The 17,287-nt window shown below is 63.4% G+C and carries 17 protein-coding genes; 11 read left to right on the plus strand and 6 right to left on the minus strand.

Annotated features, from left to right (window positions below; genetic code table 11):
• The first annotated feature begins 72 nt into the window (after positions 1-72).
• Positions 73-402: a cupin domain-containing protein gene (locus GOSPT_RS19850; protein ID WP_005208395.1), complete on the plus strand. Its 330-nt coding sequence runs from the start codon at positions 73-75 to the stop codon at positions 400-402.
• Here the strand turns inward: GOSPT_RS19850 and GOSPT_RS19855 are convergent.
• Positions 383-1,540 carry a tellurite resistance/C4-dicarboxylate transporter family protein gene (locus GOSPT_RS19855; RefSeq protein WP_269449442.1) on the minus strand — a complete coding sequence of 386 codons (1,158 nt, stop codon included), beginning with the start codon at positions 1,538-1,540 and terminating at the stop codon, positions 383-385. The genes GOSPT_RS19850 and GOSPT_RS19855 overlap by 20 nt on opposite strands.
• 164 nt (positions 1,541-1,704) lie before the next feature.
• On the opposite strand from GOSPT_RS19855, the gene GOSPT_RS19860 reads away from it, so the two are divergent.
• From GOSPT_RS19860 to GOSPT_RS24570, 5 genes are read left to right on the plus strand one after another with little or no spacing between them, the layout of a single operon-like run.
• Positions 1,705-5,412 (plus strand): nitrate reductase subunit alpha, encoded by a 3,708-nt coding sequence (locus GOSPT_RS19860; RefSeq protein ID WP_005208397.1) that lies wholly within the window; start codon positions 1,705-1,707, stop codon positions 5,410-5,412.
• Positions 5,412-7,103, plus strand: a complete 1,692-nt coding sequence (narH, locus tag GOSPT_RS19865) for a nitrate reductase subunit beta (RefSeq protein WP_005208398.1) — start codon at positions 5,412-5,414, stop codon at positions 7,101-7,103. Before GOSPT_RS19860 ends, narH begins: the two co-directional genes overlap by 1 nt.
• Positions 7,100-7,762: a nitrate reductase molybdenum cofactor assembly chaperone gene (narJ, locus tag GOSPT_RS19870; protein WP_039856781.1), complete on the plus strand. Its 663-nt coding sequence runs from the start codon at positions 7,100-7,102 to the stop codon at positions 7,760-7,762. The genes narH and narJ overlap by 4 nt, the downstream gene beginning before the upstream one ends.
• Entirely contained in the window at positions 7,762-8,511 is a 750-nt protein-coding gene (gene narI / locus GOSPT_RS19875; protein ID WP_039856783.1) for a respiratory nitrate reductase subunit gamma, read from the plus strand. The genes narJ and narI overlap by 1 nt, the downstream gene beginning before the upstream one ends.
• Before the next feature lie 23 nt (positions 8,512-8,534).
• The gene (locus GOSPT_RS24570; protein ID WP_051994085.1) at positions 8,535-9,662 is read left to right on the plus strand and encodes an esterase/lipase family protein; all 1,128 of its coding nucleotides are present in this window, start codon (positions 8,535-8,537) and stop codon (positions 9,660-9,662) included.
• Here the strand turns inward: GOSPT_RS24570 and GOSPT_RS22895 are convergent.
• Positions 9,659-10,477 (minus strand): DUF8020 domain-containing protein, encoded by an 819-nt coding sequence (locus GOSPT_RS22895; RefSeq protein ID WP_005208402.1) that lies wholly within the window; start codon positions 10,475-10,477, stop codon positions 9,659-9,661. The genes GOSPT_RS24570 and GOSPT_RS22895 overlap by 4 nt on opposite strands.
• Before the next feature lie 512 nt (positions 10,478-10,989).
• Between GOSPT_RS22895 and GOSPT_RS19890 the strand changes: the two genes are divergently transcribed.
• From GOSPT_RS19890 to GOSPT_RS22905, 5 genes are all read left to right on the plus strand, one after another.
• Positions 10,990-11,559 (plus strand): alternate-type signal peptide domain-containing protein, encoded by a 570-nt coding sequence (locus GOSPT_RS19890; protein WP_005208403.1) that lies wholly within the window; start codon positions 10,990-10,992, stop codon positions 11,557-11,559.
• Positions 11,560-11,718: 159 nt separating this feature from the next.
• Positions 11,719-12,366, plus strand: a complete 648-nt coding sequence (locus tag GOSPT_RS19895) for a signal peptidase I (protein ID WP_005208404.1) — start codon at positions 11,719-11,721, stop codon at positions 12,364-12,366.
• A gap of 50 nt (positions 12,367-12,416) precedes the next feature.
• Complete coding sequence (locus GOSPT_RS19900) at positions 12,417-12,944, plus strand: hypothetical protein (protein ID WP_141630949.1); 528 nt, start codon at positions 12,417-12,419, stop codon at positions 12,942-12,944.
• On the plus strand, positions 12,941-13,585 hold the full coding sequence (locus tag GOSPT_RS22900) for a SipW-dependent-type signal peptide-containing protein (RefSeq protein ID WP_005208406.1): 645 nt from the start codon (positions 12,941-12,943) through the stop codon (positions 13,583-13,585). The genes GOSPT_RS19900 and GOSPT_RS22900 overlap by 4 nt, the downstream gene beginning before the upstream one ends.
• 25 nt (positions 13,586-13,610) lie before the next feature.
• Positions 13,611-15,299 (plus strand): signal peptidase I, encoded by a 1,689-nt coding sequence (locus GOSPT_RS22905; RefSeq protein WP_051994089.1) that lies wholly within the window; start codon positions 13,611-13,613, stop codon positions 15,297-15,299.
• A 210-nt stretch (positions 15,300-15,509) separates the two neighbouring features.
• Here GOSPT_RS22905 and GOSPT_RS19915 read toward each other — a convergent pair whose 3' ends face one another.
• Genes GOSPT_RS19915 through rplN form a run of 4 tightly spaced genes read right to left on the minus strand, consistent with a single transcriptional unit; the run spans position 15,510 to position 16,962 of the window.
• Positions 15,510-15,695: a type Z 30S ribosomal protein S14 gene (locus GOSPT_RS19915; protein WP_005170384.1), complete on the minus strand. Its 186-nt coding sequence runs from the start codon at positions 15,693-15,695 to the stop codon at positions 15,510-15,512.
• Positions 15,695-16,273 carry a 50S ribosomal protein L5 gene (gene rplE / locus GOSPT_RS19920; protein ID WP_005208408.1) on the minus strand — a complete coding sequence of 193 codons (579 nt, stop codon included), beginning with the start codon at positions 16,271-16,273 and terminating at the stop codon, positions 15,695-15,697. Before rplE ends, GOSPT_RS19915 begins: the two co-directional genes overlap by 1 nt.
• Before the next feature lies 1 nt (position 16,274).
• Positions 16,275-16,592 (minus strand): 50S ribosomal protein L24, encoded by a 318-nt coding sequence (gene rplX, locus GOSPT_RS19925; protein WP_005208409.1) that lies wholly within the window; start codon positions 16,590-16,592, stop codon positions 16,275-16,277.
• Position 16,593: 1 nt separating this feature from the next.
• The gene (gene rplN / locus GOSPT_RS19930; protein WP_005208410.1) at positions 16,594-16,962 is read right to left on the minus strand and encodes a 50S ribosomal protein L14; all 369 of its coding nucleotides are present in this window, start codon (positions 16,960-16,962) and stop codon (positions 16,594-16,596) included.
• Between the last annotated feature and the right edge of the window lie 325 nt (positions 16,963-17,287).

The following is a 17,287-nucleotide window of genomic DNA, read 5'->3' on the forward strand; positions in this document are numbered from 1 at the left end:
GATCTGCCGAGTCCGCGGTGGCGCGGCCCTCCAATGCCACCCACCACCGCGCGCGGCGTGCAATCGTGAGACATGGACACCACGCGACTCCCAGCCCTCGTCGACGAACTCATCGCCACGGCGCGCGACGCGCACAGTCGCCGCGCCGGGCACACGCTGCACGGCAACTCCGCCCGGCATCTGCGTCAAACCGTCATCGCATTGGCGGCCTCCACCGAACTCGGCGAGCACCAGAGTCCCGGCGAAGCGACGCTTCAGGTGCTCCGCGGCGACGTGACGCTCACCGCGGGCGACGACGAGTGGCACGGCGTGGCCGGTGACCTCATCACCATTCCCGACGCCCGACACAATCTCCGCGCCAACGAGGACTCTGCGGTACTTCTCACCGTGCTGGCGAACTAGTCTCCGAACGTCGTGTCGACAGCCATCGCCACCACCATCGCAGCATCCCGACGAAGACGATCACCCAGATCAGCAGCGCCAGCCACGCCTCCCAGGTACCCATGGTCTTGATCCACGGAACCTGCCAGGCGATTCCCAACTGTCTGCTCGCCACCCCCCACATGCCGATGGGGAACACGATCGACCACAACGCGGTGCGAAATCCCGAATGCGTACCCGGCCTACGCGCGTGCCAGATCATCAGCACGATCAACAGGGGAATCAGCCACGTGCCGAAGATCCAGGCCATCAGACACAACGTCCCGACCACATCGTGCGTGACGAGTCGTTGCGCCGAGCCCGTCCCTATGACCTCGGCCCCCGCGAGCACGGAGATCGCGCCGGCGCCCATGAGCACCCAGTACGGCGCCACTTCGTCGTCGTGTGAGAGTCCGACGATGATCAACCGTGCGACGACCAACACAGCCATCACGATCAGGATCAGCACGCCGATCCCCCACCACAACGCAGCGACCTCGGCGTACCACTTGACCCGCTTGGCCGCGGCCAGCGCGCCGAAGGCAACCGCGACCGCCTGTGTCCCGACCACCATCAGAAACCAGGTGCCGTTGACGTGTGTCCACGGCAACGGGGTCGTCGGCGCCGGGGGATGCTCCCGTGACTGTGCGGCGCTGAAGAACGCGGCGATCACCGCCGTGTAGCCGAGTATCACCCACGACACGAGCGCGACGACAGCACATGTGACTGCGGCCCAGGTACTTCCCGCCGCCAACGCTCTCGCCGCGAGCACCCCACTCGCCGCAGTGAAGGCCAACACGGTGAACCCGTCGTTCGCGATCTCACGCCGCACCTCGTCGACCACGCCTGCACCAGTGAACCAACCGGCAATGGTGAACACGATCAACGCGACATATCCGACGACTGCCGCAAAGAAGAGAATCGCCGAAATGAGATCGGCCAGATCCGAGTATGTGCCACTACCGAGTGTCGCCGCATTGTGGATTGCTGTCGACACAATGCCGGTCGCCATGACGAAAGTGAACTGCCCAAGGCTCGCATGCGGCACGCGTCGTCGAAGCCGGGTGGGCGAATCGGGCGATACCGCACGCGAAACGTTCACACTGACCGACCCTTTCACGTTGTGTCACAAGGACCTACACATTGCGAATGTCTATACCCAATCGAAACACGCGGAGCACTCGGCGATAACGTCCGGCCGGGCGTCGACGCCTCCGCCGAGCCGCCTCGGATCTGCGACGACGAAACCGCACACCCCGAGCATTTCATCCGTATGGTGAATTCATGGCCCGATCTACTGCAGTTCAGGGCGATGCAGCCAAAGCCCTACTCGATATCGGCAAATTCTTCACCCGCTGGGACGAAACCTCTGACGGGAGAGTCGCTTTCCGCGAGGGAGGCCGTGCTGGCGATGTCTTCTACCGCGATCGGTGGAACCACGACAAGATCGTGCGATCGACCCATGGCGTCAACTGCACCGGGTCGTGCTCATGGAAGGTGTACGTCAAAGACGGCATCATCACGTGGGAGACGCAGGAAACCGACTATCCGTCGGTGGGTCCCGACCGGCCGGAATACGAGCCCCGCGGCTGCCCACGTGGTGCGGCATTCTCCTGGTACACGTACTCGCCGACGCGGGTTCGATACCCGTACGCACGCGGGGTGCTCGTCGAAATGTACCGGGCCGCCAAGGAAAAGACCGGCGATCCCGTGCTGGCGTGGGCCGACGTCGTCGGAGATCCGTTGCGCCGCAGGTCATACCAGCAGGCTCGTGGTAAGGGCGGCCTCGTCCGCGTGAGTTGGGACGAGGCCATCGAGATGGCGGCGGCTGCCCATGTGCACACCATCAAGACCTACGGCCCCGACCGCTGCTCCGGTTTCTCACCGATCCCCGCGATGTCGATGGTGTCGCATTGCGTGGGGACGCGCTTCATCCAGTTGATCGGCGGGGTGATGACGTCGTTCTATGACTGGTACGCCGATCTGCCCGTCGCGAGCCCACAGGTCTTCGGCGATCAGACCGACGTCCCTGAGTCCGGTGACTGGTGGGACGCGTCGTATCTGATGATGTGGGGCTCCAATGTCCCGGTCACCCGAACTCCTGACGCGCATTGGATGGCAGAGGTGCGCTATCGCGGCACCAAAATCGTATCGGTCAGCCCCGACTACGCCGACAACACCAAATTCGCCGACGAATGGCTACCGGCACAAGCAGGTACCGACGCCGCGCTGGCCATGGCGATGGGGCACGTCATCCTCTCGGAATACTTCGTCGCGAACACCACCGAGTTCTTCGACGAGTACGTGCGCTCCTACTCCGACCTTCCCTTTCTGGTGCACGTCGAGCAACACGAAAACGGCCTCGTCGCAGGCAAGTTCCTGACCGCGGATGAGTTGGCGGGGGCCGATGACAACGACTCCGACGCCGTGTGGAAAACCGTGGTACTCGACGAGCAGACCGGAGCAGCCACGGTTCCCAACGGCTCGCTGGGCTTTCGCCGCTCCGCCGCAGGCGAGGGCAGATGGAACCTCGACCTCGAAGCAATCACCCCGGCGCTGACCCTTTTCGGTCGCGACGACGCGCAACTGGTCGAGATCGCTTTGCCGGCCTTCGACTCCCCGGATGGCAGCGGTTCGGTGCTACGCCGAGGTGTGCCGACGACCGTCATCGACGGCCATCAGGTCACCACGGTCTTCGACCTCATGCTCGCGCAGTACGGGGTGCATCGTGACGGCATGCCCGGCGAATGGCCGTCCGGCTACGACGACGCGTCGACCCCCTACACGCCTGCCTGGCAGGCGGAGATCACCAGCGTGCCTGCGGAGGCAGCGATCCGGGTTGCGCGCGAATTCGCCACCAATGCAGTCGATTCGGGCGGACGATCGATGATCATCATGGGAGCCGGGATCTGCCAGTGGTTCCACGGCGACGCCACCTATCGGGCCATCCTCTCGCTGTTGATCCTCACCGGCTGCATGGGGCGAAACGGCGGGGGTTGGGCGCATTACGTGGGACAGGAGAAATGCCGCCCGATCACGGGATGGATGTCATTGGCCAACGGACTCGACTGGAGCCGACCGCCTCGCACCATGACCGGCACGTCGTACTGGTACATGCACACCGACCAGTGGCGCAACGACGGCTACTCGGCGACGTCACTGGCATCTCCGCTGTCGCGCGGCACGCTCGACCACGAACACACCGCCGACGCCATCGCGCAATCGGCACGGCTCGGCTGGATGCCGTTCTATCCGCAGTTCGACCGCAATCCTCTCGACGTCGCCGATGAGGCCCGCGACGCGGTCGACCGTGGCGATGCGGAATCCGCGTCGAGCTATGTGGCACAACATCTTTCCGACGGCTCACTGACACCTGCGATCAACGACGTCGACGCTCAGGTGAACTGGCCACGCACGCTGGTTCTGTGGCGATCGAACCTGATGGGGTCGTCGGCGAAGGGTAATGAGTACTTCCTGCGACATCTCCTCGGCACCCACAACAACGTGATGGGTGCCGAATCTCCGGATACCCCACGCCCCAACGATGTTCGGTGGCACGAGAATGCGCCGGAGGGCAAACTCGATCTCCTCCTGTCGGCAGATTTCCGGATGACGTCGACGACCCTTCTTTCCGACATCGTCCTACCCGCAGCAACGTGGTACGAGAAGAACGACCTGTCGTCGACCGACATGCATCCCTTCGTCCATGCCTTCTCTCCCGCCATCGACCCGCCGTGGGAGGCCAAGACCGATTTCGATCTCTTCCACCTGCTCGCAGTCGAACTGTCCGAGCAGGCGAAGACTCACCTCGGTGTGCGCCACGATCTCGTCGCCACTCCGATGCAACACGACACCCCCGGCGAGACCGCGCAACCCAAGGGCAGCGTCGACGACTGGGCGATGTCGGCATCCCCCGGTCGGCCGGGTGTCAACATGCCGTCGTTCACGGTGGTCGAACGCGACTACACCGCGATCGCCGAGAAACTTGCATCGGTAGGGCCGCTGGCCGACACACTCGGCTTCGCCAACAAGGGCGTCACCTTCGACATCGCAGAGCAGTCACGGCGCCTCGCGGATCGCAACGGGGTCATGCTCGGGGGTGCCGGCGACGGCAGGCCCGCAATCGACACGGATGCCAAGATGGCCGATGCGATCCTGATGTTCTCCGGTACCACCAACGGGGCTCTGGCCGTCAACGGCTTCGAGAAGCTCCAGAAGCGCGTCGGCACGACGCTCGTCGAACTGGCCGAGGGCAACGCCGACAAGCAGATCAGCTTCGCCGACACCCAGCAGGGCCCGGTCCCGGTGTTCACCTCGTCGGAATGGTCGGGATCTGAGAAAGGCGGCAGACGCTATGCCCCGTTCACGGTGAACATAGAGCGGCTCAAGCCGTTTCACACGCTGACCGGGCGTATGCACTTCTATCTCGACCACGACTGGATGATCGACCTCGGTGAGTCGCTACCCGTGTACCGCCCGCCCTTGGACATGCACCGATTGTTCGGTGAGCCCAGGCTCGGGCCGGACGGGGAGCAGCAAATCACCGTGCGATACCTGACGCCCCACTCGAAGTGGTCCATTCATTCGGAGTACCAGGACAACCTCTTGATGCTGTCACTGTCCCGTGGCGGTCCAACCGCGTGGCTGAGCCCGTCGGATGCCGCAGCCATCGACGTGCACGACAACGAGTGGATCGAATGCGTCAACGCCAACGGCGTCGTGGTGTGCAGGGCTATTGTCAGCCATCGGATGCCCGCCGGTGTGGTCTACGTTCATCACGCGCAGGAGCGCACGATCGACGTCCCGAAATCGGAGGCGACGGGTCGTCGCGGCGGAATGCACAACTCCGCCACCCGACTTCTGGTCAAACCCACTCACCTGATCGGCGGCTACGCCCAATTGTCCTACGCATTCAACTATTTCGGCCCCGCGGGAAATCAGCGTGACATGGTGTCGACGATACGCAAGCGCAGCCAGGAGGTGACGTACTGATGCGGGTCATGGCACAGGTCGGCATGGTGATGAACCTCGACAAATGCATCGGCTGCCACACCTGTTCTGTCACGTGCAAACAGGCGTGGACCAATCGGGCGGGCACCGAGTACGTCTGGTTCAACAACGTCGAAACGCGTCCGGGACAAGGCTATCCGCGACGCTACGAGGATCAGGAGAAGTGGCGCGGCGGCTGGCATCTGAACAACAAGGGAAAGCTGCGGCTGCGCACAGGCGGCCGGATGCAGAAGTTGTTGACGCTCTTCGCGAGTCCCGTTCAGCCCACCATCTACGACTACTACGAGCCCTGGACCTACGACTACCAGATGCTCATCGACGCCCCGCTTGGCGACGATTTCCCTGTTGCGCGGCCGAAATCGCTGCTCACCGGTGACGACACGAAGGTCACATGGTCGGCGAACTGGGACGACGACCTCGGTGGCGCACCGGAATTGGGCGCGCTCGATCCGATCGTCGAGAAGCTGCGTCGTGAATCAGAAGACGCCGTCAAGTTCAGCTTCGAGCAGACGTTCATGTTCTATCTGCCCCGCATCTGCGAGCACTGCCTGAATCCCTCATGCATGGCGTCGTGCCCGTCCGGGGCGATCTACAAGCGCAGCGAGGACGGTATCGTCCTCGTCGACCAGGACCGGTGTCGCGGGTGGCGCCAATGCATCACCGGCTGCCCGTACAAAAAGATCTACTTCAACCATCGAACGGGCAAGGCCGAGAAGTGCACGCTCTGCTACCCGCGTATCGAGGTCGGGCAGCCGACCGTCTGCTCCGAGACCTGCGTCGGCAGACTCCGATACCTCGGACTGTTTCTCTACGACGTCGACGCTGTCACCGAAGCCGCCTCCACACCAGACGACACCGACCTCTACGAAGCCCAGCTCAACCTGCTCCTCGACCCCAACGACCCCGACGTGATCGCCGGGGCGCGGGCTGAAGGCATTCCCGAGGACTGGCTCGATGCGGCACGTCGATCGCCAATTTATGCGCTGGCCAAGGAGTTCCGCGTCGCGCTGCCGCTGCATCCGGAGTACCGCACCATGCCAATGGTCTGGTACGTGCCGCCGTTGTCGCCGATCGTCGACCTACTCAGCGGCCAGGGCCACGACGCTGAGGACGCGGGCACCCTGTTCGGTGCGATCGACGCATTGCGAATCCCCGTCGAGTACCTCGCCGAACTGTTCAGTGCGGGCGACACCTCGGTAATAGACGGCGTCCTGCGCAAACTCGCGGCGATGCGCGCCTACATGCGCGACATCACACTCGGCCGCGAACCCGACCCCGACATCCCCGCCTCTGTCGGCATGTCCGAAGAGCAGGTCTACGAGATGTACCGCTTGATGGCGATCGCCAAATACGAAGAGCGGTATGTGATTCCGACGGCCCATCTCGAGCAGGCCGAACAGCTCGACGAGATGGCGTGCTCCCTCGACTACGAGGACGGGCCCGGCATGTACGAGTCCGGCCCCTTCGGTGAAGCGAGCGGAACCCCGACCCCGGTGTCGGTGGAGACCTTTCACGCGCTCAAGCAACGCCAGACGACCGACACCGCGACCAGCTCACATCGCCTCGCGAATCGCACGAATCTGCTGAACTGGGACGGTAACGGTTCGCCCGAAGGGCTGTTCCCCGACCGCCGCGCGTCCGACGACACCGGCGACTCGAAGGCGTCGTCGTGAGGTGGCCTCGCCGCACGACTGCGGCCGATCATCGCGTGACGTGGCAGGTCTCCTCATGGTGTCTGAGTTACCCCGACGATCAGTTCATCGACCGAAGCTCACTGCTGCGCAGAGCATTATGCGAACAGCCCGATCACCCATCCACTCGTGAGCTACTGACCTTCGTCGACCATATCGAGTCCACGCCGCTCCCCACCTTGGTCGACGACTACGTCGACACATTCGACCTGTCACGCAAGCACACGCTGTATCTCTCGTACTGGACCGATGGCGACACCCGACGGCGTGGAGCCGCACTCGGCGAGTTCAAAGCGCTCTATCGGAGCAGCGGCTTTGTCGTCGACCTCCACGGCGAGTTGCCCGACCACCTGCCGATCGTCCTGGAGTTCGCGGCGCGTGTCGACGCTGACGCGGGACAAGAGATGCTGGAGAAGTATCGCCCAGCGCTCGAGTTGATCCGATTCGCGTTGCGCGACCGTCGATCTCCGTACACCGCTGTGCTCACGGCGATCTGCTCGACGCTGCCCGGTGAATCGCCGGTAGACCGACAGGCTGCGCGCGCGATGACGCCGGCGCTCGGCGTCGAGGCCGTTGGCCTCGAGCCCTACGATTCGCGCCTACTGCCGCTGACTGCGACACCTGCGAGGGGTGAGCCGTGATGGACGTCTTCCTGTGGGGCGTACTGCCTTATCTCGTACTGCTCATACTCATCGGCGGCACGATCTGGCGCTACCGCTACGACAAGTTCGGGTGGACCACACGATCATCGGAGCTCTACGAGTCGCGGCTACTGCGGATTGCCTCGCCGATGTTCCACTACGGAATCCTCGTGGTCATCGTCGGACACGCGGTCGGTCTGGTCATCCCACAGTCCTGGACCGACGCACTCGGCGTCTCCGAGACGATGTACCACTGGGGCGCAGGCTTTTTCGGTCTCCTCGCCGCGGCAGCGACTCTGCTCGGCGTCGGCCTGCTCATCTATCGACGTCGCACCACCGGCCCGGTGTTCATGGCGACGACCCGCAACGACAAGCTGATGTATCTGGTCTTGGTATGCGCGCTGATCGCGGGAACCTACATCACAGTTGTCGGTGCAGTCGATCCCAGTGGACCCGGGGTCAACTATCGCCAGACTGTCTCGCCGTGGTTTCGGTCGATCTTCGTGCTGCAACCCGACATTCGCGCAATGGAGGCAGCACCGCTGCGCTTCCATGTGCACGTCCTGATCGGTCTGACCCTGTTCGCACTCGTCCCGTTCACCCGTCTCGTGCACATGTTCACCGCTCCGGTGCACTACCTGTTCCGGCCGTACATCGTGTACCGCAGTCGCGACCGACTGCCCACCCCAGGTGACCGCACGTCACGCCGAGGCTGGGAACCGGTGGGAGTCAGGGATCGTGACCGGTGAGCTACGCTCCACTCGCCTGCGCTATGACCGGCAACACCTGGCTGAGAGGTTCGCACGTGACCACATCGTCTCATCGACGTCGTTCCCGAACCCGCCTGCTGACGACGGCTGTCGCCGCGGTCGCCGCGTGTATCTCGCTTGCCGCGAACTCCGCAGGTATCGCGTCGGCCGCCCCGCAGCAACAGCTCGCCGACTACATCTCCGATGCCTCGCCCACCCCGGCCCGCGCCGAGACCTTCCTGCTCAACGGCGAGAGTCGCTGGCTCATCCCCACCGGCAACGGGCCGAAGCAGACTACGTTCCCCGCGGCTTTCGCGCACAGCCTGTCGAACCCCAACGTGGCGCCCGCCGGTGCGAATGACTGGTCGTGCAAACCCCAGGCCGGCCGCAATCCCGTCGTGCTGGTCCACGGAACGTGGGAGAACGCCTACAGCAACTGGTCGATGATCTCCCCCGCGCTCCGGCAGGCAGGCTTCTGCGTCTACGCACTCGACTACGGAATACAGCCGCCCTCTCAAGGCGGTGGCGTAGCAGCGGCATTCCCCGGCGTGTACGGCACCGGCGACATCGTGAAATCGGCAAACCAGATCAAGACCTTCGTCGACAAGGTCCTCGCGTCGACCGGCGCAGCCAAAGTCAGCATGGTCGGCCACTCGATGGGCGGCATCTCGACCCGCCAGTACCTGCGATTCGACGGCGGCGCGGCCAAGGTCGCCAATGTCGTGACTCTCGGTGCAACCAACAACGGCACAACACTCAATGGCATCGGCGCACTCGGACGTACCATCAACGATCTCGGTGTCGACATCCTGGGACCCCTCGCACTCGGCGTCGGGGTCTCGGGCACCCAGCAGATCTACAACTCGCCATTTCTGAAGACACTCAACAGCGGCGGTGTCTACGCCCTCGGCGACATCCGATACACGATCGTCGGCACCCGCTACGACGAGGTCACCACCCCCTACTCCAGCACGTTCTTCCCCACGGGCACCAAGAACACCCGCAACATCACGCTGCAGGACGGCTGCCCCCAGGACACGTCCGATCATTTCTCGATGAGCTATTCGCCCCGCGCGACGTCGATCGTCTTGCGTGCCCTCGGGGCCGACGTCCCACTCGTCTGCGCACCGAATGCGTGGCTCGTCGGCTAGCGAGACGAGGTCGCCCCAGACGAGGGTGCTGCTGTCGGCACCTGAGTAGTCGGCCGCGGTGACTGCTCCGCCTTCGGCCTCGGCTCGCTCATCGTCATCCCGAAGACGATCGCCGACACGACGATCGCGGCCCCGCCGATGACCACCGATCCAGCGACGGCACCGGCTGTCGCACCCGACATGAGCCCCGGCAAACATCCGACGATACCTGCGGTCAGCCCGATAAGACAGCCGAGAACACCACCGAGAATCGTGCCAACCGACGTTCCGATGGCCATTCCGAGTGACAATTCAGTCCCCATCCGAGTGATCGCCTTATCCAGTTTGTCGGCGCGCGCGTCCGCGTCCGACGTCGCCGACGTTGGCGGCGTCGATGTGACCACAACCGTCGTCTCGGCTGCGCGGTGCGGCGCGAGCGACGTCGCACGAGAAATCGACGACCGGTTGACGTGCAGTCGCGCCACGCTGCTGTGAAGTTCGACGCCGAGCTTGTAAATATCTTGCGCCACTTCATATTTCAGTGGCGCACTGGCGGCCACCTTGCCGTTCCGGTCGACGATCTGAATCTGATCACCTGCCACTCGCAGAGCACCGGAACCAACCGTCAGCACCACATCGTCGCCCTTCACCGCGGTGTGGAAATCTATCCGATTCGACGCCGGAGGCGGCGACGCGTCGCCCTGTGCCCCGCCACCGACGATCCCGGCAACGACAGAGACCACCGTCGCCAAAGCGACCGACAATAAGAACACGAACAGCTTTCCTGACCGCGCGGTCAGAAACTCCCCCGAGCTTCGTACGCCATGCTTTTTCATTTTATTCTCCCCCGAAAGCGCTACTTGGATTCTGTGGTCTGCGGCTTTCGGCAATGGATCGTACGCCAGAACTAATCAATTCGCGCTTTCGTGTTCGCCATCACGCGGTACCCACCAAAGGCGTTCCACTAATCCGCAGACGCTCGCAGATACGGCAAACGGCTTGCGACTTTCATCAATTATTAAATCCACATCGATGGCCGCTCACGTGCGTGAATGGGTAAATCGGACACACCGTTCATGATCTGCATCACATCTATGCGACAACATTCAATGCCATACCCATTCGACATCATTAATCGCAAACTTCGGCGAATGAAAGCGATTTAGCGCCGATGATCTGCGGAAACATGCACCTTCACCGAGCGCCCCGGGTCGCCCTACTGGGCGGTCAGTGAACACCTGTAATCAAGTTGAGCTTGAGGCTCGATAGACAACCATTGGTTGTGCAACTGGCACCAGCAGGCTAGAAAAGCATCACCACACCACGGAATCCCCGAGGTGACCAATCGATGCAGAGAGCAACAATGAAGAAACAGACCAAGGGCGCAGTTGCTGCGGGGGGCGCGGCAGTTCTTCTTCTCGGCGGGCTCGGCTCGCTCGCATACTGGAACGACAGCACGGCGATCGGCGGCTCGACCATCAGTTCGGGCCAGCTCTCGATGAACAAAGACACGGGAACATGGACCGACCAGAACGGTGCCATCAATCCGACGTCATTCAAGTTCGTTCCGGGTGACACTCTCACGTACACCACGACCGTGAATATCAACGCGACCGGTGACAACCTGAAGGCGAAACTCTACGCGGATACAACGGCATTCACGTCGTCCGGATCTCTTGCCTCAGAAACAACAAAGACCATCTCGGCCAAGAAGAGCGGCGACGCATCGGCGACCGATATCACCCAGAGTGGAACGTCGCTGGCCATCAGCCCGACGGGCGGGGCGTCGGCCTACACCGTGGTGGTCACGCTCAAACTTCCGTTCGCATCTGCGACCAACGAGAGCCAGACCGACACGCTCAACCTGAACAACATCAGCCTGCACCTCGATCAGGTACAAGCACCCAACCAGTCCTGAGACTCGCGGGTTCTGCCTTTGGCAAAATCCGCTTCCGCGGCGCGCGAACTGGGGAGGGATCGCGCTGCAGGACTGACCGGGCAGAACGCACAATTGCGTTCTGCCCGGTCAGTCCCCACCCACGACCAGTCAGTATCCGATATGTAAGCGGAGAGAACGATGTCCATCACCGGTGAAACACATTCGTCACGTGTCGAATCACCTTCGACGCTCCGCCGCGACACCGACCAACCCGATTCGGACCAGGACGTCGACTCCGGCTCTGGTCCACTGGGCATGCTCAGACTGATCCTGAGCTGGCTCCTTCTGTTCGCCGCCGTCAGTCTGTTGGCGGCAGTCGTCGTCGTCCCGCGTCTCGCGGGGACCACTCCGTACACCATCATGACGTCGTCGATGCGGCCGCATATGCCACCGGGAACGCTCGTGGTGGCAAAGACCGTCGACCCCGCGACACTGCATACCGGAGACGTCATCACCTATCAGCTGCGCTCCGGTCAGCCCGACGTGGTGACCCACCGCATCGTCGGCGTCGGCCAGGACGGCCGGGGCGAGAGATTGTTCACGATGAAGGGCGACAACAACCCGACAACCGATCCCGCTCCCGCTCGCGCCGTGCAGATCAAGGGCAAGGTCTGGTACTCGGTGCCCTATATCGGGTACCTGAATCAGGTCATCACCGGTCGCCAGCACATCATCGCGGTCTACGTGGTGGCAGGGCTGCTGTTCGCCTATGCGGCACTAATGATGCTATCGGCGGCACGTGACCGGCGACGGTCTCGCAGACATCTCGGGTGTGAGACATCTTGACACACAGTGCAACCCGGGCCTCGGCGCGCCCCACACACAGACGCACTAGCGTGTCCACGCAGCGTCGGCTGCTGTGTGGATGTCTCGTCACGATGATCGTGCTCGCGTTGATGTCACTCTCGATCCGAGAATCCGGCGCCTACTGGACCACGGGCGCCGCAGCATCGGCGTCGACCATCTCTTCGGGAGCCCTGGTCCTGACCGCGGGCGGCAGCCACAACCTCGCACTGGCGGCGCTCGGCGGAACATCGCTGAGCCCCGGGAGCATGAAGACCGTCAGCGTCACCGTCGCCAACGGCGGCGACACCGCGCTGGGCTACAAACTCACCAACGTCGCGACCTCCGATGGTCATCTGACGCTGACCGCGTCGGTGATGCCCGGAACCGACGCGACGAGCTGCGACGGCTCGACCGCGACGACGCTGCCGGGTACCGCACTCACCACGGCGGGAAGCTACGTGACACTGTCAAGCGGACAGACTCAAGTGCTCTGTCTTCGTGGCACTTTGGATGCCACTGCGGTCGCGGGTTCCACCTATACCGGCTCCTACACGTTCGGGGCGATCCAACAGCAATGATCAGGACTCTTCTCTTCTCGCGTCTGCGCGCACTGTGTTCACTGGGCATGGTGCTCGGCATCTGCTCGATCTCGACGATGGCGTCGTGGAGCGATTCGGCAAGCGTGACGACCGCGGCGTTCACCGTGGGTTCCGTCGATCTTAAACTCAATGGACAGGACTCGCTGACGTGGACCGCGATGAACCAGTCCGACATGCAGCCGGGTAGTTCACGAGCTGCGAACCTCACTGTCAAGAATGCGGGAGGGTACAACCTCACCTACAGCGCCATCATTGGCCCCGTGCCCACCGGCGCAATGTACGACCACGGCGTCTTCCGTGTCTACTCGGGGGCGACCCCTGTCAATGGAAACGGCGTCGGAAAGTGTTCGGGCGGAACAGCAATCGGCACTCTCGAACCAGGCTTGAGTTCTACCGTATCGAGCACGATCCCCACGCTGCCGACACACACGGGCTACGTTCCGTGGCCGAACTGGGTGACCGGAAAGACATACCCCTGGATCGGTACGCGTGCGCTTGCCGCAGGCCAGTCGGAGACGCTGTGCGTCTGGTTCGCCGTCGACCCGGATGTGCTCTACACGGCCGACGAGAACGAAGGTGTCACCTCCACCTTCACGTTCACAGCGACGCAGGCGAACTGAGATGCGCACAATAGCAAGAGAACTCGTGCTTACCATCGGTGCAGCCCTCGGCCTCCTGTGCATCGGGTTCGCAATCGCAGCGCACGCGTTCGGGATTACACCACTGATCGTCCGCTCGGGGTCGATGGCTCCGACCCTGCCGGTCGGTTCACTGGCACTCGCCGCTCCCGTACACGGCACCGACGTGCGTCCGGGCGACGTCGTATCGATCTCTCGGCCGGACGGAAGCCGGATCACACACCGCGTGATCAGCACCGCCGCAGCGTCGCAGGTAGCGGTGACCGCCTATCTGAAGGGCGACGCCAATCAGTTCCCCGACCCGGCACCCTATGTCATCGGAGATGCACATCGGGTCGTCGTGACGATTCCGCTCGCCGGCTACGCTGCGTCGTGGATGCAGACACCTGCGGGCCGCATTCTGCTCGGCACAGCCTCGATCGCTTTGGTGTATCTGACTTTTCGACGCCGCCGGGGGTCCAGGACGGATGACCGTGGAACTACGAGAGACGGGGCCGAACCCGCGCCCGGGAACCGGGGTCCAGAGCCGCGCGTACCAGCAGCGGGTCATCGCGCACGACACACCACCGCCACGGCAGGTGTCGCGACCGCGGTGACACTGGCGCTTGCCACGCAGCAGGTCGGAGCCGCACACGCGGCGTCGCTCACCGACGTTGCGGTGATGTCCAGTTCGATCAGCATGGGCACGTTCGGCAACTCGATCCCGAATGATCGCGGCGCTGTCATCATCGCCACCGCGGGGAGCGCGTCTGGCTGCAAGATCAGTTGGACCGCACCGTCATCCGGCTTCTCGGTGCGGGTGTCGTTCCTACCGAAAGGTGTTGCAGTCCCGGCCGATCACGACCCGACACCGACGACCTACCAATCGGAATACACGCTGACCGCAGGCACCCTCAGCTACGTCGCGACCGCGCCGACAGATGTGGTCGGCACCGACACGACGGCCGCCAGCGGGCAGATCTTCACCGTCCGCACGGTGCGCACGGCGGATCAGATGGTCTCGGCGAACTTCGCGTACGGTTACGTGTACCGCGCCTCGTCAACGAGCAACTACAACTGCGGAGTGCGCTCGGTCGACGGCAACGTGAACTACACCTGGCCCGCAACGTCGTCGGGCGTGCAGAGTCTCGCGCTCAAAGCCGATGTCGCAGCGTCGACCTCGAGCACGACCAGCAGCTCCGCCGCGAGTTCGACGTCCAGCAGCGCGGCATCGAGTTCGTCGGCCGCACAGTCGAGTTCGTCGACGGCAGCACAGTCGAGCAGCAGTGGGACGTCGAGCTCGACGTCGGCTGCAGGCTCGTCGACTTCACCGTCGAGCTCATCCCTTTCGACCACCACGGTCACTTCGACGGCCATCGCCACCGGGCCAGGCGCCACGTCACCGTCGAAATCTGTGAGCGCATCGCTCACCGGAACGACACTCACTCTGACCGATACAGCCTCGGGCGCAACTGTATTCACCGACACGGTGCAGTCGGGTTCGACACTCACCTGGGACGCCACCGACGACATCCTGACCGTCCACCAGCCCGACGGCAGCAGCGTCCTGGTCAAGAAGGCCGGCGACGCGTGGCAGTCCTACGACATCGCCACCACAACTGTCGCGCCAACCACGACGCCCCCGGTCGCCACGACGTCGAGCAACCAGCCCAGCGCCGCATCGTCGACCGGAGTCACAGCTCCGTCAGCGGGCTGACTGGACGATCCGTGCGGGTTTTGTGTCGGAAACCGGCTCAAAACCCATACGGATCGCTGACACCTCTACGACGACGACCCCGTCTCCCATGGAGGGAGACGGGGTCGTGGTTTCGACCAGCTCAACCAGCGGTCACAGCTCGACGAGCGCTCACAGCTCAACCAGCAGTCTCAGCTCGACCAGCGGTCACAGCTCGTCAGCGGAGCTGGGTCACCAGCTCGACTTCTGCACGCCCGGGAGTTCGCCGGCGTGTGCCATCTCGCGCAGGCACACACGGCACAGGCCGAACTTGCGGAACACCGAGTGCGGACGACCGCAACGGTTGCACCGGGTGTAGGCCCGCACGGCGAACTTGGGCTTCTTGTTGGCCTTGTTGACCAGAGCCTTCTTTGCCATCAGTTGTCCTTCACGGAGTTGTCTTTGAACGGGAAGCCCAGCTGGCGCAGCAGCGCGCGGCCTTCCTCGTCGGTGGTGGCCGAGGTGACGACGGTGATGTCCATACCGCGCGGCCGGTCGATGTTGTCGATGTTGATCTCGTGGAACATCGACTGCTCGTTCAGGCCGAAGGTGTAGTTACCGTTGCCGTCGAACTGGCGGTCCGAGAGTCCGCGGAAGTCGCGGATACGGGGAAGCGCGATGGACACGAGGCGGTCCAGGAACTCCCACATACGGTCGCCACGAAGCGTGACGCGTGCGCCGATCGGCATGCCCTCGCGCAGCTTGAACTGGGCGATCGACTTGCGTGCGCGACGAATTTCCGGCTTCTGGCCGGTGATCAGTGCGAGGTCGGTGACCGCGCCGTTGATCAGCTTCGAGTCGCGTGCGGCGTCGCCGACACCCATGTTCACGACGACCTTGACGACGCCCGGGATCTGCATCACGTTGGCGTAGTCGAACTCGGTGTTCAGCGCGTCCTTGATCTCGGCGCGGTAGCGCTGCTTGAGACGCGGCTGGGTCTTTTCGGTGGTGGTCATATCAGATGTCCTTCCCGGTCTTGCGGGAAATCCGGACCTTCTTGCCGGTCTCCTCGTCGACGCGGTAGCCGACGCGGGTGGGATTGCCCTCGGAGTCGACGACCATCACGTTCGACACGTGGATCTTCGCTTCCTGGGTCACGATGCCGCCCGACGCCGCGCCACGCTCGTTGGCCGACGCAGCGGTGTGCTTCTTGATGCGATTGACGCCCTCGACCAGAACACGCTCTTCCTTCGGGAAGGCCTGAATGACCTTGCCCTTGGCGCCCTTGTCCTTGCCCGAGACGACGATCACGGTGTCACCCTTGTGCACCTTCATGTCAGATCACCTCCGGTGCCAGCGACACGATCTTCATGAACTTCTTCTCACGCAGCTCTCGGCCGACCGGGCCGAAGATGCGGGTACCGCGGGGGTCGCTCTCACCCTTGAGGATGACGGCGGCGTTCTCGTCGAAACGGATGTAGCTTCCGTCCTGACGACGGCGCTCCTTGGTGGTGCGCACGATGACAGCCTTGACGACCTCTCCCCGCTTGACGTTGCCGCCGGGGATGGCGTCCTTGACAGTGGCGACGATGACGTCACCAATGCCTGCGTAGCGCCGAGACGAGCCGCCCAGCACGCGGATGCACAAGATTTCCTTGGCTCCGGTGTTGTCGGCGACCCGCAGGCGAGATTCCTGCTGAATCACTCGTTAGTCTCCTTGACCTGGATGTCGTCGACGCGGCGGATCCACCGAGGTGGGCCACCGCATCTGTACGCCGGATTTCCGACCCGACGCACACGGTCTGTTACCACCGGACACACGCCTGCCTGGGGTTTTGTCCCGATCTTGCGATCGCAACGCACCACCGGGTGGGTTCGCGAGCCGATTCGCGACGCGTGGCGCGCCGCAGGCAACCCCACAAGTGTAGGCGAACGCGCAGGTCCGGGCCAAATCGCTGCCGATAGGCATGACCACGACGACCCCTTCGCCATTCTCCACAACCGTCCACGCTTTCGATACTTCTTCAATC

Source organism: Gordonia sputi NBRC 100414, from assembly GCF_000248055.1.
Lineage (GTDB): Bacteria > Actinomycetota > Actinomycetes > Mycobacteriales > Mycobacteriaceae > Gordonia > Gordonia sputi.